The organism is Qipengyuania sp., from assembly GCF_048550555.1.
In the GTDB taxonomy this organism is placed as follows: Bacteria; Pseudomonadota; Alphaproteobacteria; order Sphingomonadales; family Sphingomonadaceae; genus Qipengyuania.
This window is the reverse complement of record NZ_JBLYYF010000044.1, coordinates 89,651-106,318: the sequence shown is the minus strand read 5'-3', so window position 1 is coordinate 106,318 and position 16,668 is coordinate 89,651. Positions and strand designations below refer to the sequence as shown.

At 66.8% G+C, this 16,668-nt stretch carries 11 protein-coding genes, 1 pseudogene and 1 riboswitch; all 12 genes and pseudogenes read right to left on the bottom strand.

Annotation, left to right across the window (positions count from 1 at the left end; genetic code table 11):
* Window positions 1–1,357, bottom strand: a pseudogene (locus ACN4E0_RS12125) (hypothetical protein); the annotation flags it as partial.
* Window positions 1,357–3,207, bottom strand: a complete 1,851-nt coding sequence (locus ACN4E0_RS12120; RefSeq protein WP_419568178.1) for a hypothetical protein — start codon at window positions 3,205–3,207, stop codon at window positions 1,357–1,359. The pseudogene ACN4E0_RS12125 and the gene ACN4E0_RS12120, both read right to left, overlap by 1 nt.
* Entirely contained in the window at window positions 3,204–5,189 is a 1,986-nt protein-coding gene (locus tag ACN4E0_RS12115) for a hypothetical protein (RefSeq protein WP_419568176.1), read from the bottom strand. Before ACN4E0_RS12115 ends, ACN4E0_RS12120 begins: the two co-directional genes overlap by 4 nt.
* Window positions 5,186–6,538, bottom strand: a complete 1,353-nt coding sequence (locus ACN4E0_RS12110) for a multiheme c-type cytochrome (protein ID WP_419568174.1) — start codon at window positions 6,536–6,538, stop codon at window positions 5,186–5,188. Before ACN4E0_RS12110 ends, ACN4E0_RS12115 begins: the two co-directional genes overlap by 4 nt.
* 135 nt (window positions 6,539–6,673) lie before the next feature.
* Window positions 6,674–7,399 (bottom strand): hypothetical protein, encoded by a 726-nt coding sequence (locus ACN4E0_RS12105; protein WP_419568172.1) that lies wholly within the window; start codon window positions 7,397–7,399, stop codon window positions 6,674–6,676.
* Complete coding sequence (locus ACN4E0_RS12100) at window positions 7,386–9,482, bottom strand: CHASE2 domain-containing protein (RefSeq protein ID WP_419568170.1); 2,097 nt, start codon at window positions 9,480–9,482, stop codon at window positions 7,386–7,388. Before ACN4E0_RS12100 ends, ACN4E0_RS12105 begins: the two co-directional genes overlap by 14 nt.
* A gap of 94 nt (window positions 9,483–9,576) precedes the next feature.
* Window positions 9,577–11,148: an aminomethyl-transferring glycine dehydrogenase subunit GcvPB gene (gene gcvPB / locus ACN4E0_RS12095; protein WP_419568168.1), complete on the bottom strand. Its 1,572-nt coding sequence runs from the start codon at window positions 11,146–11,148 to the stop codon at window positions 9,577–9,579.
* Complete coding sequence (gcvPA, locus tag ACN4E0_RS12090; protein WP_419568167.1) at window positions 11,145–12,512, bottom strand: aminomethyl-transferring glycine dehydrogenase subunit GcvPA; 1,368 nt, start codon at window positions 12,510–12,512, stop codon at window positions 11,145–11,147. Before gcvPA ends, gcvPB begins: the two co-directional genes overlap by 4 nt.
* A gap of 94 nt (window positions 12,513–12,606) precedes the next feature.
* Window positions 12,607–12,978, bottom strand: a complete 372-nt coding sequence (gene gcvH / locus ACN4E0_RS12085; protein ID WP_419568165.1) for a glycine cleavage system protein GcvH — start codon at window positions 12,976–12,978, stop codon at window positions 12,607–12,609.
* Between the two features lie 5 nt (window positions 12,979–12,983).
* Window positions 12,984–14,159, bottom strand: a complete 1,176-nt coding sequence (gene gcvT / locus ACN4E0_RS12080; protein ID WP_419568163.1) for a glycine cleavage system aminomethyltransferase GcvT — start codon at window positions 14,157–14,159, stop codon at window positions 12,984–12,986.
* 155 nt (window positions 14,160–14,314) lie between these two features.
* A riboswitch (glycine riboswitch) is annotated at window positions 14,315–14,410 on the bottom strand.
* A 79-nt stretch (window positions 14,411–14,489) separates the two neighbouring features.
* Window positions 14,490–15,473: a phytanoyl-CoA dioxygenase family protein gene (locus tag ACN4E0_RS12075; protein WP_419568162.1), complete on the bottom strand. Its 984-nt coding sequence runs from the start codon at window positions 15,471–15,473 to the stop codon at window positions 14,490–14,492.
* Window positions 15,470–16,648, bottom strand: coding sequence for a serine hydrolase domain-containing protein (locus tag ACN4E0_RS12070; protein WP_419568160.1), 1,179 nt, complete (start codon window positions 16,646–16,648; stop codon window positions 15,470–15,472). The genes ACN4E0_RS12075 and ACN4E0_RS12070 overlap by 4 nt, the downstream gene beginning before the upstream one ends.
* Window positions 16,649–16,668: the final 20 nt, after the last annotated feature.

The following is a 16,668-nucleotide window of genomic DNA, read 5'->3' as shown; positions in this document are numbered from 1 at the left end:
GCCACATATGCGGCGCGTCGCTCTCGTAATCCCACATCGTGTAGCCGAGGTAGGAATTCAGGAAGATGTTGGGCTGGTGCATGTGGCAATTCATGCACTGTGCGGTGGGTATCGAGCGGGTGAAGCTGTGCCGCAGCGGATGGCCCTTTTCCTTCTCGGCACCCCCTTCGTGGTCGTCGTGTCCCGGCTTCTTCACCGCACCATGACCGCCGCCATGCGCATCGCTGCGCGCGCCTTCGTAGAGCGAGGCTATCGTCGGATCGACCGTCACGCTCTGCCCGTCGCGGCCGTATTGCGAATAGATCAGCGAGTGTCGCGGCTCGCGATCGTTGGCATAGACCACATGGCAGCCCGCGCAGCCCGAATGACGATAGTCGCCCGGCTGGTCGTTGGTGCCCATGAACCACATGAAGGGATCGTTGAGGCGGGTCTTGTGGATGTTGAGCACGGGGATCGCGACGCGCAGACCGGTGGCAGGTCCGCGGTTCGACTGCTTCAGATCGGGCCGGCCCGGCTCCTCCAGCCGCTGGATGCTGCCGGTCGGGTTGGGCAGGCCGATCTCGGGGAACTGGCTGGCAATGTTGCGCCCGCCGCGCTCGAACACGCGGAAGATGTCGCCGGGCGGAATGACGTGCCAGGTCGGCAGCGGGTAAAGCGCCGCCAGCGCGCCGCGCGCCTCCTGCTTCTCGGTGACGCTGGCGACGGGCGCCCCCGGGCTCTCGATCTTCGCCGCCTCGCCCTCGCGCGTGTAGGCCTCGCCGACGATGTAGCGTTTGAAGGGCAGGATGCCGTTGTTGTATGCTGCGCCGCCCCACAGCATCGCGCCGGTCGCCATGATCGAGCGCTCGGCCGCCTCGATCGTCTCGATATGGCAGGCACCGCAGGCCTCGCGCACCACGCGATAGTCGCTGGGATTGACGAAGCGGATGAAGACCGGGTCTTCCTTGTTGAGCAGCGCGTAGCTCGCCTTCGGATTGGCCGAGGAGGGCCAGTGCCAGCTTTCGGGATATTTCGGCAGGACGTGCGCGGCATTGCGCGCGGCGACATAGGCCGGATCGTCATGCGGTAGTTCGCTATTGCCCATGACGCTGGCATTGCCGCCGTGGCAGTCGACGCAGCCGAGGCGGACCGCAGGCGTTTCGTGCATGGTCGGCTGGTCGGTGCGGACATGGCAGGAGAAGCAGCCTTCGGACTTGGCCGCCATTGCCTCCTCGGTCTGGATGCGCGGAGCTGCTTCAGCGGTCACGAGGCTGTAGTCGCGCTCGACCGGCTTCTCCTCCTCCGCCGCGCGCAGTCCCACCGCTCCTGCCAGGAGCATGAGCGCGAGCCCGAGCAGGAGGCGGGAGAACGCGCGCATCAGTAGCTCAGGATCACATTGGCAAGCACCGAATAATAGGTGCCCGGATTGCCGAGGGACGTGAACAGGTCGTCGAAGCCCTTGCCCGAGACCAGCGCCGCGCCCGACAGGCGGAAGACGATGTTCTGAGTCGCCTTGGGTCGCCAGATCGCAGCGGCGGAAAGGTCCCAGCCGATCGACTTGGGGATCGAGCCCTCGTTGCGTAGCGCCTGCAGCGTGGCGGTGTTCTCGAACCAGAGGTGATTGGCATTGGCCGAGAGGCGCAGTTCGGGCGTGAGGTCGAAATCGGCACCCGCCCCAAGCAGCATCAGCCCGGGATTGTTGAAATTCGATTGCCCCTGCTCCTTCGAGCTGCGCAGCGAATTGAGGATGCCGTTGCGCCCGTTGACGCTGATCACCCGGCCGCCGCCGGCGAAGGGGATCGTCTGGCGGATCCAGTACGAGGTGTCGGCCCCTGCGAAGACGGGGTTCTCGAAGATCGCGTCGTAGCCGGTTTCGGTGTCGTCATAGGGATCGCCGTCGCCGCTGGCGTAGGCGGCCGAGAGGCGAAAGCGCATCCAGTCCTTGTCGTAGCTCGCTTCCACCGCGGCGAAATAGGCGCTGATGTCGGCGGGCCGGTCGGTGAAGAAGGAATTGCGATCCTCGCCGAAGACGTAATAGGCGCTGCCCGTCAGGTTCACGCGCCCGATCCGCCCGTCCGCATTGTAGCCGATGTAGAACGCATCGTAGTCGCGCCCGCGCAGCGTCCCGAGCAGGGCCGGACGTACGGGAAAACCGTTGTCGTCGATCTGGATGTCGTCGGCTTCGCGATTGGCGTTCCAGACAAAGGTCAGCTGGCTCGTCAGCGCGGGGATCAGGAAATCCTGCCGGTAGGCGTTGGCGAAGAACACGAAATCGTCGCGCGGCGTCTGCAACACCGCGTTGAGCCCGCTGTTGGTATCCTTCTCCAGTCGCCAGAAACCGCCGAAATTGTACTGGAAGCGGTTGTTGTCGCGATTGCCGAAGAAGCGCACGCCAAGCTGGTTGTCGTTGAACAGGAAACCGCGGAAATCGGCCTGGAACGGCTGGATGCCGATGCGCACGCTGTCGAAGTCGTAGCGATCGGAAACGTTGCGGAAGTGATAGTCGACGAAGGCTTCCTGCACGCCCACGAAATGGTCGAAGCGGTGCGTGGGCTTGCTTGGTTCGACGAACAGCACACGCCGCTCGGGCACGTCGACATAGTTGAAGTTCGCCGCCAGCGTGACGCGGTATTCGATGTTGGGCGGCTTGTAGGCGGTGCTGCCCTTGAGCAGCGCCGCACCGACGATGAAGGTCTGCGAGAGGACATAGCTCGCATCCTTGCCGAAGACGTCGAGGCTCCCGGGCCGCTCGGTCGTCTGCACGCCCACGGGGATCGGGAAGGTGCGTGGCTCGAATACTGTGTCGCTGACCCCGTTGACGACGAAGAACCAGTCGTCGCCGGTAATCGGCAGCCACTTCACCTTCTCGGGATTGATCGGCCGGTCGCCCTTGTAGGTATTCTGGTTGTAGGGATCCCACCAGCGTTCCTTGACCACGCCGAGGCTCTCGATCAGCCGCCAGCGATCGGGGATCGGCACCTGATCGACGGGGAAGGCTTCCGGCGGCGGCGCGCGCACCGCGCCCTCGTTGGTCTGGGTGACTTCTTCGGGCAGTGGAGCCGTATAGTCGGGCCGACGGCGCCCCTCGATGATCTCCTTGTCGACCGGCGGCGGCTCGGCGGGCTCGGGCTCGACCACTGGCTGCCGTTCGGCCTGCGGCTCGGGCGGAAGCTCCGCCTGCGCGGCCAGGAACAGCGCCAGAGGGGCAAGCGCGACCGGACCCATCATAGTCCCTCGCAGACGTTCTGCTTGGGGTCGTCGAGGAAGGGCGCGAAGGGGCAGTTGACGAAGCGCAGGCGGACGTTGCGCCCGTTGACCGTGACCACGATCCTGTCGGCCCGGATATCGACCCGGGCATTGCCGATCCCGCCTGCCCGCTGGCCGCCATTATGCAGCCCGAGGAAGCTGACCATATCGTCCTGGTCGATCCCGTCGCCCGACACCCCGATCCCGCCGACCAGCTCGCTGCCGCGGTAGATCGGCACCGAGCCGGGGAAAATCTGGATGCCGTTTGCCAGTCGCTTGCCGCCACCCGGCGCATCGGGGACCTGCGTGCAACCGCGGGGCGTATCGGGATTGGCGCCGCCAGACAGCACGAAGCCGAGATGCTGGACGAGATTGGGGATGACGAGATCGGTCTGCAGCCCGGTCATGAAGGGGCTGAACTGGCCGGGCCGTTCGACCGAGAGCGGTCCCGCCACGTCGCCCACTTCGCCATCGGGGAAATAGGGGCGCGACAGATTGCCGCCCGACCTGTCGGCGAAGGCATGCGTCCCCGTCAGCGCGGAGGGATTGCCGAGGAAGCTCCGCACGCGCTGGACGTATCGCGCCACGTCGGGCCCTGCGGCCTGCAACTGCGCTGCTGCCACCGGATTCGAGAAGAAGGCCGCGGTGCGCGCCTTCTGCAGCGAGACGTCGGTGCCGAAGATCGGGCCGTCGGGCGACCGCACGATACCGAGGACCTGACCATGCGTGTCGACCAAGCTCACGCTCGCCTGCATCCGGCTGTCCAGCGGACGACGGATCTGTGCGCGTGCCCGGCTGAGAACGGCAAAGGCCTCTTCGAGCACCGCGCGCACTTCGGCGAGGGTAAGCGGCTGGGCGACGCTCGCCCCATCCGTGCCCCCACGTGCGGGAAAGCGCGGATTGCCCGCCCCGTCGACGAGGATATAGGCATCGGGATTGGCAAACTCGCTCGACGAGCTGCGGCGAATACCCGAAGCGGCCGTGCCATAGGCTACCCCGGCCCTGATCGTACCGTTGTTGTAGCCGAACACCCCCACGAGCCCGCCAAGGGGGCCGTTGACCGCCCCGAAGCTGGTCTGGAGCGGCCCGATATCCGAGGCCGAGGCATCGCGGTAGCGCAGGCTGGTTCCATCGACCGGGATGCGGTCGGCCTCGATATCGCGCGGAGGTGTGAAACCCTGCGTTCCGGCGAGTGCGGCGAACTCCTCGGCATCGTTGTCGCGGTCGAGGATATTGGGATCGAGCCCGTAATCGCCGTCGCCGGCGACGCCGATGCCGCCTACCACGACACCGTCCTTGTAGAGCGGGAAGCCACCCGGATCGGCGGCGAGACCGAGCGGCGAACGCTGCGGGCCGATCATCCCGTCGCTCATCCGGGTGGACAGATCCGAACAGGGCAATTGGCTGAACTGCACCCCGAACAGCGGGCCGCTCTCGAGCCCGAGGGTGCTCGGCGCTGGAGGGAAGTGTTCCTGCACGATCTGGCTGGCCGTGCGGGTGGAGAAGGCATTGCCGCCGCTCGACAGATAGGCTCCGGTTATCGCCTTGGCGATCGCCGCGGCCGCGGTGGGCACCTGGATGCCCTGCAGCCCGACTTCTTCGCCCGGTGCAGCCTGTCCGGCAATCGTCCGGCGACTGATCCGGGTGTTCGCGGGGGTCCCGGTCATCGCGAAGATGCCGAGCACATTGCCCACCCGGTCGACGACGGCGATCGTCGCGGACAGTCCGCGCGCCTGCGCCTCCCCCGCCGCCTGGGCGATGATCTGCTGGACGTCGCCCGCCGTAAGCGCTCGCTGGGCGGGATCGGCATAAAGGCGCCCGCCGGAGGTCGGCGCAGGCGTCGGAGTGGGTGTCGGCGTACCGCCGCTTCCACCGCCCGAAGAGCCGCCCCCTCCGCCACAGGCGACCAGTGCGAGCGCAAGTAAGCCGGGCAGGCAGGCGAACGCCCTGCGCCGCGTCGTCATTGCAGACTCCCGATGGCACCCGCCGCACTGGCGAGCGCGCTGCGGAATTCGGCGGGCCGATAGGTTTCTGGTGCCGCCACGGCGGCATAGGCGCGGTTGACGTTGGCGCGGATTCCCGCCGCCGCCCCCACCGTCACGCGCCGCTCGCGCACCAGCGCGTTGAGCAGCGTATCGACCGCCATCACGGCCTGCACCGATCCGGCATAATCGGTGAACCGCGGGGCGGTCGCCTTCGAGGCGATGGCCGCGATCACCCGATACGTATCGTCGCCCCCACAAGAGCGCGCAGCCAGGGCATTCGACAGCGCCTGCGCGCGTTCGCGCAGCGTGACGGCTGCCTGCTGCGCGCTTGCCCGGTCGCGCCCCATCGCCCGGTGGAAATCGAGGCTTGCGGAGGCGAAGCTCGCGCCAGCTTCGGGTGCCAGCGTGCCGGATACGGTCGACAGCATGATGATGTTCTCATCGTTGAACGGCGGATTGCCGAAGGGGATCGGTCGCCCCGGATTGGTCTCGAAGGTCAGCCGCCGAGCGGGACCGTCGGTGATCTGGCGGTGGCAGGAATGGCAGTCGTAGAAATAGAATTCGGGGAACATGCCGCGCATCCCGAAGGCGGGACGAGCGAAGAGATCGGTGGCGCGGGCGACGGCTTCGGCCTGCCCCACGGCCCAAAGACGCACGCTTTCGGTGCGCGGCTTGCGGCGAGCATAGTCGGCATCCTCGTCGTGATGCTGCTGAAGCGAGGAGAAGAGATCGAGCTCGAAGGAAATTCGCGGATGGCCCGCCGCCATCATCGAATGGGTGACGAACTGGCCGGTATCGCTGCTGCCATAGTGGCAATCGAGGCAAATCTTCGCGCGAACCTGCGGGTTCTCCAGTGGCACCAGCCCCGCGCGCACATTGGAGGCATGGCTCGCGGCCTTCTCGTAGTGAACCTGCAGCCAACCTTCGGCCGCGCCGTGACAGCTTTCGCAGCCGACCCCGTCGCTGGTGTGGAAGCGTGCGCCGCGTTGCGCCTGCGGGACGAAGGTCGCGTGGCAGCCGAGGCAGGCGGGCGCGGAGGTAGCGGCGCCCAGCCCCAAGGTCTCGGCGATCTGCCGCCCCCGCCGGCTGGCGAGGACCGAATAGGCGCGGCTATGCGCGCCGCTGGCCGACGACGGCTCCTGCCAGCTGGCGATCTCGTCTTGCCGCACGACCGCGCCATTGCCTTCAGACCGCCCGTGGCAGGTCGAACCCGCGCAGGTCGCCACGCCTTCGTAGCGCGCTCCCGGGGAACTGGCGCTTGCGGAGGTAGGACCGGAGGGGATGGCGGCAAGTGTGCCGAACACCACGAGCAATGCGAAAGCCAGCATGCGAAGCGCTTGGCCCCACCCCCCATGCCAGCCTGCTGCCCGGCGTTCCATTGGCTTTCCCCCGTCGCGTGCTCCGCGCCGCCGCCCCCCTGCGGCAGCCCCCATGCCCCGTACCCGCGGGGCCACCGGTTCCGGTCAGTTCGACAACTTGTCGCTCAGCAGGTCGAGCTGGCCGGTGCAGCCGTTTTCGGCCAGCATCACCGCCAGATCTTCCGCATTGTCGGGCATGCTGGCCAGAGCGACGAATTCCATCCGCTGCTTGGCCCCGCCCGCCGGTCCGGACAGATCGTAGAGGCGGTTCTGCGACAGCGGCAATTCCTCGGCATTGAGCGATGCGGTGGCATCGCCGTCGCCGAACTTCACATGGACGTGGAAATCGGACACCGCCGATCCGAGCACCCAGGTCTCCTCGCCCTCGACGGCAGGGCGCCAGAAGGTGACCGCATCGCCCGCGGGCAGGCAGACCTTGCCCGGCTTGCTGGTGTCGACGTTCCACAAATTGGGATTGCTGGACGAGGCCGCCGCCCCGCCACGCACCGCCCCGGTCCGCACCCGCGCGCCCGAGCGCTGGCGAGTGAGCATGGCGAAGGCCGTCCGCTTGCTCGCGCCCCGCTCGCCCACGCGGTGGGTGCCCGGGCCGGTGATGACCCGCGTCCCGCTGTCGGTCAGCACGGTGATGCTGTCACCGCTCTTGAGCGTGACGCTGGCGGCATCTTCGAGCTTCTTGCCGACAGGGTAAGTGCCAGCCGAGGGGCCGCTCGACTTGACCACCACCCCGGCCTGCGCCGCCGCCGTGCCGAGAAAGCCGATGGCGGCGATCGCGATCGCACCCTTTGCGAAAAGTGCCTTAACCGAGGACATAAGCTGCTCCCTCACCGAGATTCTGCATGCGATATAACAGGTTTTCGAGCGCGCGGTCAGCCTGATGACGGCCGGCCACGTCGCGGACGATATCGACAGCGCTAGCATCGCCTTCGCGCGACAGCTTGTATGCTTGCGCCAGACGCTCGCGGTCTTCGTCGGGAAAGTCGGGCGCGGGCTCCATCAGCTCGACCGGCTTCGCCCGGCCGCGCAGGACCACGCGACCCATCGGGCGCCACCAGTCTAGGTTCGAACGCTCGGCGAACTCGCGGCTCGCCATGACGCTCGAATCGAGCGCCTTGTTGGCCGCTTCGAGCCGTGCGGCGGTGTTCATGCTGTCGCCCAGCGCGGTGTACTGGATGCGGTTGTCGCCGCCGAAATTGCCGACCACCGCCTCGCCCCAGTGCAGCCCGACACGCGTCTTGCCGATCTTGGGCAGCCCCGCGTCCATCGCCGCGACCTCTTCGCGAAACGCTTCGCCCGCCTGCCACAGTGCATAACCGGCGCGCGCCGCGCGCTCGCCGTCGTCGGGGCGGGCGATCGGCGCCCCCCAGAAAGCGACCACCGCATCGCCGACGAATTTGTCGATCACCCCGCCATGGTCGAGCACCACGTCGGACAGCAGGTCGAGATAGCGATTGAGCAACTTGGCGACCATCTCCGGCTCTATCGCATGGCTCATCTTGGTGAAGCCCTCGAGATCGGAGAACAGCACGAACAGCTCCTTCTTCTCGCCGTGGAGCGAAAGGAGCTGCGGATTGTCGAGGATTTCCTGCGCCATTTCGCGCGGCAGGTACTTGCCCAGCGCGCCTTGCGCGAAGTTGCGCTGCACCGCGCCGCTCGCGCGCGCGGCCGAGACGACCGCGGAGAAGGCGATAATCCAGCCGAGCAGCCAGCCCGCCGCGGGCACGCCGAGCGTGTCGACACCCTGCCATTCGAGGACGAAAGGCACGCCGATGAAGGTGGCGAACTGCCCTGTCAGCAGCAGGTAGATGCGCCAGCTGCCCCATTCGAGCAGGCCGGTGAGCACGGCGGTCGTGACCACGAGCAGCGCCATCAGCCACAGCGTGAGGTCGGACACCTGCGGGCGCCGGTCGCCATCGAGCATCTGCGCGATCATGTCGGCGTGAACGCGCAGCCCGGCGGGGTTCTCCCCGATCACGCTCGACAACGTGGTCTGGACGCGGTCGTAGTCGATGATGTCGCCGCCGACGAGGACATAGCGGCCTTCGATCTGTTCGCGCAGCATGGCGCGGACTTCGGGAATTTCCATCAGGACGGGATCGAGGAAATTGTCGATCTGCAGGCGTCCGTACATGGGTTCGTTCTCGAACGCGGGGTGACGGTAGCGTAGCGAGCCTTCGTAGCCGGGGAAGCTCTTGTCGCCTTCCCCCGCCGCGCGCAACATCGCCCGGCCGAGGACCGGCGGCAGATCGGGTTCGATGCTGGGCCACTTGCGCGTCACGCCGTGGGTGTTGTCGAGGCGGATGCTCGCGGGCCTGGCATTGCTGCCTTCGAGCTGCGCGAGAAACTGGTCGAGATAGACCTGCTGGTCGTAGACGATGTCGTTCTCGTTGGTGGCGAAATTGGCGTAGCCGACCAGCGTCGGCGTTTTCATCGCGCGCAGCGTCGCGAGCAGTTCGGCATCCTCGTCCTGCGGCTGGTCGAACAGGATATCGAGCCCGATGGCCTTGGGGTGCATCTCGTCGATCACGCTCAGCGCCCGCGCCAGCATGCCGCGATCGAGCGGCGAGCGCTTGCGCGCATTGATCAGCGTCTGGTCGTCATAGACGACCATTGTGATGCGATCGTCCTGTTCGATCTTCTCCGCCAGCAGCGAGCTGCGCAGATCGTAGAGTGCCCGCTCGGCATCGCCCGTGCCAGGCGTCTTCATGTCGGTCCGCTCGGCGCCTTCGGTGCGCATCGATGCCGGGATCGCCTGCCACGGAATGTCCCAGCTGTAGCGCGCGACGAAGAGCGCAACGATGACCAGCGCGGCGGTAAGGGCAAGCCGACGCGGCCCGGCCTCGCGCACATTGCGCCAGCCGCGGATCAGTAGATTATCGCCCCTGTCCTCGTCCAATCCCCGCCTCCCTGCGGCGCATCGAACGACCCGTTTTTCTTGTATTATCCGGTGCTTCTAGAGCAGTCGCGCAAGCTCGCAACCCCTCTTCGCATCACGCCATGTCGGGATCATTCCACGCCAGCACCGGCTTTCTCGCCGCCTGCGTCTCGTCGAGCCGGCGACGCGGTGCGTAATGCGGCGCCGTCTTGAGGCTGTCGTCGCCCGCCTTTGCCCGTTCCGCCACGCTGCGCAGCGCCATGATGAACTGGTCGAGTGCCGCCTTGCTCTCGGTCTCGGTCGGCTCGACCAGCATCGCGCCATGGACGACCAGCGGGAAATACATGGTCATCGGATGGTAGCCCTCGTCGATCATCGCCTTGGCGAGGTCGAGCGTCGAGAGGCCGTCGGCGAAACCCTTATCGCTGAACAGTGCTTCGTGCATGCAGGGCCCGCTCGGACCGAAGGGCGCCTCGAGCACGTCCTCGAGGCTGCGCAGCACGTAATTGGCATTGAGCACCGCATCCTCGGCGACCTGCTTCAACCCGTCGGCGCCGTGGCTGAGAATATAGGCCAGCGCGCGGGAGAACATGCCCATCTGGCCGTGAAAGGCGGTCATCCGGCCGAAGGCCCTGGTGTGCTCGAACTCGGCGGCGTTCTCTTCCTCGACGAGGTGGACCACCCCATCGCCGTCGCGCGCGGTGAAGGGCAGCGGGCCATAGGGGCTGAGCGCTTCGGACAGCACCACCGGCCCCGAGCCCGGTCCGCCGCCGCCATGCGGGGTGGAGAAGGTCTTGTGCAGATTGATGTGCATCGCGTCGACGCCGAGGTCGCCGGGGCGGACCTTGCCGACGATCGCGTTGAAGTTCGCTCCGTCGCAATAGACGAAGCCGCCCGCCGCATGAACCGCGTCGGAAATCGCCTTCATGTCGCGCTCGAACAGCCCGCAGGTGTTCGGATTGGTGATCATCACCCCGGCGACGTCGGGGCCGAGCCGAGCCTTCAGGGCTTCGAGATCGACGCGACCCTCGGGCGTCGCGGGAATGTCCTCGACCTTGTAGCCGGCGAAGGCGGCGGTGGCAGGATTGGTGCCATGCGCGCTCTCGGGAACAAGGATGACCTCGCGCGCATCGCCGCGCGCTTCGAGCGCGGCGCGGATGCAGAGGATACCGCACAGCTCGCCATGCGCGCCCGCCTTCGGGCTCATCGCCACGCCGTGCATGCCGGTAAGGTCGATCAGCCAGAAAGCCAGTTCGTTGATAACCTCGAGCGCGCCGCGCACCGTATCGACCGGCTGCAGCGGATGGACGTCGGCGAAGCCGGGCATTCGCGCGATCTTCTCGTTCAGCCGCGGGTTGTGCTTCATCGTGCACGAGCCGAGCGGGAAGAGGCCCAGATCGATCGCGTAGTTCTGGCGCGACAGGCGGGTGTAGTGGCGCACGGTCTCGGGCTCGGAGAGGCCGGGCAGGCCGATGGCAGCCTTACGGTCGAAGCTGCCGAGACGGTTGGCCCCGCCTTTGGGTTCAGGCAGATCGACGCCGGTGGTCTCGACATGACCGATCTCGAACAACAGCGGTTCTTCGAGCATCAGCGCGCGGTTACCGGTGGCGGTGTCGGGACCGCTCATCGCGTTATGGCCTTCGACAGGGGTGCCGGGCTTCCAGCCCGATGCGTTGGGATTGCTCATGCCAGCACCTCCTCGAGCGCGGAGGCGAGCGTTTCCACGTCCTCCTCGGTGGTGGTTTCGGTGACCGCGACGAGCAGGCCGTTGGCGAGGCGGTCGTTGTGGGGGAACAGGCGGCCGAGCGAGACGCCCGCGAGGATGTCGCGCTTGGTCAGGTCACGAACGATGCCGCGGGCATCGCCTTCGAGCAGGAGGGTGAACTCGTTGAAGAAGCTGTCGTTGAGCACCGTCACGCCGGGCACCTTGCCCAGTCGGTCGGCGGCGTGGCAGGCGAGGCGGTGGTTTTCCATCGCCAGCCGACGCAAGCCCTTCTCGCCCAGCAGCGTCATGTGAACGCTGAAGGCGAGCGCGCAGAGGCCCGAATTGGTGCAGATGTTCGAGGTCGCCTTTTCGCGGCGGATGTGCTGCTCGCGGGTCGAGAGCGTGAGGACGAAGCCGCGCTTGCCCTCCGCATCCACTGTCTCGCCGCAAAGACGGCCGGGCATCATGCGGACATGCTTTTCCTCGCGCACCGCGAAGAGGCCGAGATAGGGTCCGCCGAACTGCAGCCCGACGCCGATCGCCTGGCCTTCGCCGACGACGATGTCGGCGCCGAGTTCGCCCGGCGAGGTCACAGCGCCCAACGCAACGGGTTCGGTGTTCACCGCGATCAGCAGCGCGCCCTTCTCGTGCGCCGCTGCGGCGATCTTGGCGAGATCGGGCAGGCGGCCGAGAATGTCGGGATATTGCACCACAACGCAGCTCGTATCCTCATCGATCCGCGCGATGAGGCCGTCATCGTCTGGCTTCGCCGTCAGGCTCGGCGGGGCACCGGCGATCTCGTCGTCGGTGAACTTGGCCATGGTCCTGACGACCTCGGCATAGTGCGGGTGGAGCGCGCCCGAGAGCACGACCTTGCGCTTCTTGCCGCGCGCCACGCGCCCGGCCATCGCCACCGCTTCCCAGCAGGCGGTCGAGCCGTCGTACATCGAGGCATTCGCCACCGCGCAGCCATAGAGGCGCGCGACCTGCGTCTGGAACTCGAACAGCATCTGCAGCGTGCCCTGCGCGATTTCGGGCTGGTAGGGCGTGTAGGCGGTCAGGAATTCGCCGCGCTGGATGATGTGGTCGACGGAGGCGGGAATGTGATGCTTGTAGGCCCCCGCCCCGAGGAAGAATGCCGCATCGGCCGCCGCAAGGTTCTTCTTCGACAGCCGCCGCATGTGCTTTTCGACCGCCATCTCGCTGGCGTGCATCGGCAGGCCCTCGATCGGGCCGTTGAGCCGGGCCTCTTCGGGTACGTCGACGAACAGCGCATCGACATCGGGCGCGCCGATCACGTCCAGCATCGCCGAACGGTCGGTATCGGTCAGGGGTAGGTAGCGCATGTCAGTCCCTTATGTGTCCCAGCGAAGGCTGGGACCTCATGCAATGCGGCGCTTGGCCGAAGGAGGCCCCAGCCTGCGCTGGGGCGAAGAGCCATCAAAGACCGTCGCAGAAGCTCTTGTAGGCGGCTTCGTCCATCAGGCCGTCGAACTGCGATGTGTCGCCGATCGACATCTTGAAGAACCAGCCGCCTTCCTCGGGCGAGGTGTTGACCAGCGCCGGATCGTCTTCGAGAGCGCCGTTGGTTTCCATCACTTCGCCGCTGATCGGGGCGTAGACGTCGCTGGCCGCCTTGACGCTTTCGACCACGGCCGCGTCCTTGCCCTTGTCGATCACGGTACCGACATCGGGCAGTTCGACGAACACGATGTCGCCCAGCTGGCCTTGCGCGTAATCGGTGATGCCGACGGTGGCGGTGTCGCCCTCGACGTCGATCCATTCATGCTCGTCGGTGAAATAACGGGCCATTTCGATCATTTCCCTCTGTGATAGCGATGGGGCACGAAGGGCAGCTTGGCGACCTTCGCTGGCAGTCTCTTGTTACGAACCTCGACCTCGAGATCGGTTCCCTCTTCGGTCAGAGCGGTGTCGACGTAGCCCATGGCGATGGGCCGCTCGAGCGTGGGCGAGAAGCCGCCCGAGGTGATGCGGCCGACCTGCGTGTCGCCGGAGTAGACGAGAGCGCCTTCGCGGGCGGGCATGCGCCCTTCGATGGCGAGACCGACGCGCTTTCGCGCCGGGCCGTTGTCGAGCACCTGCATCACCTTGTCGTGGCCCATCCAGCCGCCTTCCTCCCGGCGCTTCTTGGTCAGCGCGAAACCGAGGTCGGCGGAAACCGGGTCGGTCTCGGTGGTGATGTCGTGGCCGTAGAGCGGCAGGCCGGCCTCGAGGCGCAGGCTGTCGCGCGCGCCGAGGCCGATCGGGCGCACTTCGATCTCGGCGCAGAGCCGGTCCGCGAGGGACTCGGCGAATTCCGCCGGAACCGAGATTTCGAAGCCGTCCTCGCCGGTATAGCCCGAGCGCGTGATGCGCAGCGGCCATTCGCCGAAATCATGCGTGACGCTTTCCATGAAGACCATGTCGTCGATGACGTTGCGCATCACGCGGTTGAGCGCCGTCGCCGCATTGGGGCCCTGCAGCGCGACCAGCGCCTGGTCGTCCATGTGGGTGAGCGTCACGTCGTCGTCGAGATGCTCGCGCAGATGGCCGATATCGTCCCACTTGGTCGCGCCGTTGACGACGAGGTAGTAGGCCGGCTCGCCCCAGTGCCCTTCGACACCTTCCTCTTCGTCACCCTCGACCCACGGCGTGGCATTGGTGACCATGAGATCGTCGAGAATGCCACCTTCCTCGTCGATGAGCAGCGAATAGCGCACCTTGCCGGGCTTGAGCGAGGCGATCGCTCCGGGGAGCAGTTTCTCGAGCTCCTCGGCCGCCTTCTCGCCCGAGACCATCAGCTGGCCCATGTGGCTGACATCGAACAGGCCTCCCTGGCTGCGCGTCCAATTGTGCTCGGCGACGATGCCTTCGAACTGGATCGGCATGTGGTAGCCGGCGAAAGGCACCATGCGCGCGCCTTTGCGGCGGTGCCACGCATCGAGCGGCAGCGTTTCGATTTCCGGCTCTTCGAAGTCTTCCTGGTCGCTCATCAAAAATCCCGACAGCATGGCGGCCCCGTGGCCGGAGCGGCGAAAATCCATGCCCCCTCTGTCGGGAAACCTGAGAGACTGGCGCGCAGATGAGCGCGCTTACCCCTTCGGTGGCCCCGGGCGCGAACGGCCTGGGACGCTTTCCAGAGTGTCGATGGCAACGCACGGTCCTTGGGCCTGAGAGTTTCCGGGGCGGTTGCTCCTTCGGCGCCGGATGGACATCGCCAGCCGGTCTCTCCCGTGCGCGCCCGCGGCAGAATCGCTTCCGCCGCCGACACGAAATGCCCTGCGCGAAAGCGATGGGGGCGTCAATCCGCCTGCCCCCGGTTTTTAGCGCCAACGCTGGTGGATAATCATATCGGGCGAATAGAAGTTGAGATATTGCGCCAGTCGCGGCCGGTCGGACCGGTTGGGGCTGGCGCCGTGCGGCAGGTCCTGCCGCCAGATCACCAGATCGCCAGCGCGGCCCGCCACGTGGTGCTGCCCGGCATGGAGGTCGACCGCGCGCGGGTCGGCAGCCGGTCCCATGTCGTCCAGCCATTCGTCGATCCGCTTGTGAAAGCCGGGCACGCAGCGAAAGGCGCCCATGTCCACGCTCGTGTCGACGAGGTAGAGTACGGCCTGCGTCCCGAAGGGGATCGGCTGCGCGAGGCTGACGTCCCAGTGCAGGTCGGACCCCGCGAATTGGTGACCCGGCCGCTCGGGAGGATTGAAGCCCAGGCGATCGATCGTGCACCACAGGTTCTCGCTGCCCCACAATTGCGCGAAGGCCTTGGCGATGCGCGGCGAACGACGCGCCGCCTCCAGCGCGGGATGCTGGAAACGGGCGACCATGATCCCGTCTTCGCGCGGGTGGTACCAGCTGTCGGGGTCGTCCGGTGTACCGCCCACTTCCGCCCAGACGAGCTCGCGGACGGCGGCGATTTCGTCGTCGCCGATGGCGTCGGGCAGCACGACATAGCCGTGCTCGTCCCAGTGGCGCAGCGCCGCTTCGTCGAATACTGCTTCGGCGTTCTTGATCGCGGCGAGTCGGGCCTTCGCTTCCTCGCCGGGCTCGATCTCGTAGAGCCAGGCATGGAAGCGGTCGAGCAGCACGGGGTCGGGCAGGCCCGCCGTCTCGACAATCCAGCGGGTGAACTCGGGAAAGGAAGGCCGTTCGAGGATCAGCTTGCGATAGGCCTGCTGGTTGCCGAGGCCGAGTGTGTCGAGCAGCAGTTTGACGACCTTCTCGTCGAGCTTCATCGCTCCTTCGACGTGGCTCGCCCAGAACTCCTCGAGGCACGCGACGTCGAGTTCGGCGCCGACCTCGCTCATTGATCGGACGCCGCCAGTGCACGGTGCACGAGCGCAACCTCTTCGGGGGCGAACCCGCCGCTGTCTTCCTCGACGGGCTCGGGCACGGCGGTGACGAAATAGGCCATGCCGCGACCACCCTCCACGTCCATCCACAGGCCCGAGCGCAGGCCGTAGGCTTCGCCCGCGTGGCCGATGCGGGGGCGCCCGTCACCGAACAGCGTATCGTTGCAACCGTGCCCCGGTACCTCGATCATCTGGATGCCGGCGCCATAGCCGCAGAAGAAATCCGCATCTGTCGGCGTCGCCATCATCGAGAAAATGAGTTCGGCCATCACGCGTCCGGAAAATACGCCCGGCCGCGACGTCTGGATCAATGCTTGCCCGAGCTTCGCCAGGTCCATCATGCCGATGCGCACCCCGCCCTGCGGCGAGAAGATCGAGGCGTTGGTGCCGGGCACATAGTCCTCGAGGGAACAGGCTTGGCCCTCGGCAACCGGGATCGTGCAGTGGGGCGGGCGATCGGCGGCATCGTCGCGCGCCACCTCGCCCGTGCTGCGGTAGAGGATGACGGCCCTCCCGGCGTGCTGCCGCGAACATCCGATCCAGTTGAGGCATGCCTCGATGCCGAGCGGTGCGAACACCGCGCGCTCGACCAGCCGGTCGTAGCGCTCTCCGCTCGCCGCCTCGAGCACCGTCGCCACCACGGGCGAGCCGAGGTTGGCATATTCGAAAGGTGCCTCGCCGGGTGGCGCATCGGCATACCAGGCCTGCGGATCGGCAAGCTTGGCCTGCAGACTCTCGCCGAGCGGGATGACGTAACCTGCATCGTCGCGCAGGCCCGAGCGGTGCCGGAGCAGTTGCCCCAGTGTCACGCGCGCCGCCGGAAAACGCGGATTGCGCAGCGGCCAGCCGAGATAGTTCGACACGTCGATGTCGAGATCGACCTTGCCTTCGTCGACCAGCCGTAGTGTCGTCAACGCCATGACCAGCTTGGAGATGCTGGCGATCCGCACCGGGTCGTTCGCCTCGACGGCCCGGCCGGTCTCGCGATCGGCAAGCCCCTCGACGATCGTGGGTGTCGCAGTCTCGCGGTCGAACATGACGGCGACCGCAGCCGGCTTCGCCGGATCAGGCCCCGCAATGGTGGTGCATCCGGCGAGCGAGAGGGCAGCGGCGAGCAGGGCTTTGCGCATGGCGTTGGGATGCCCTGCCC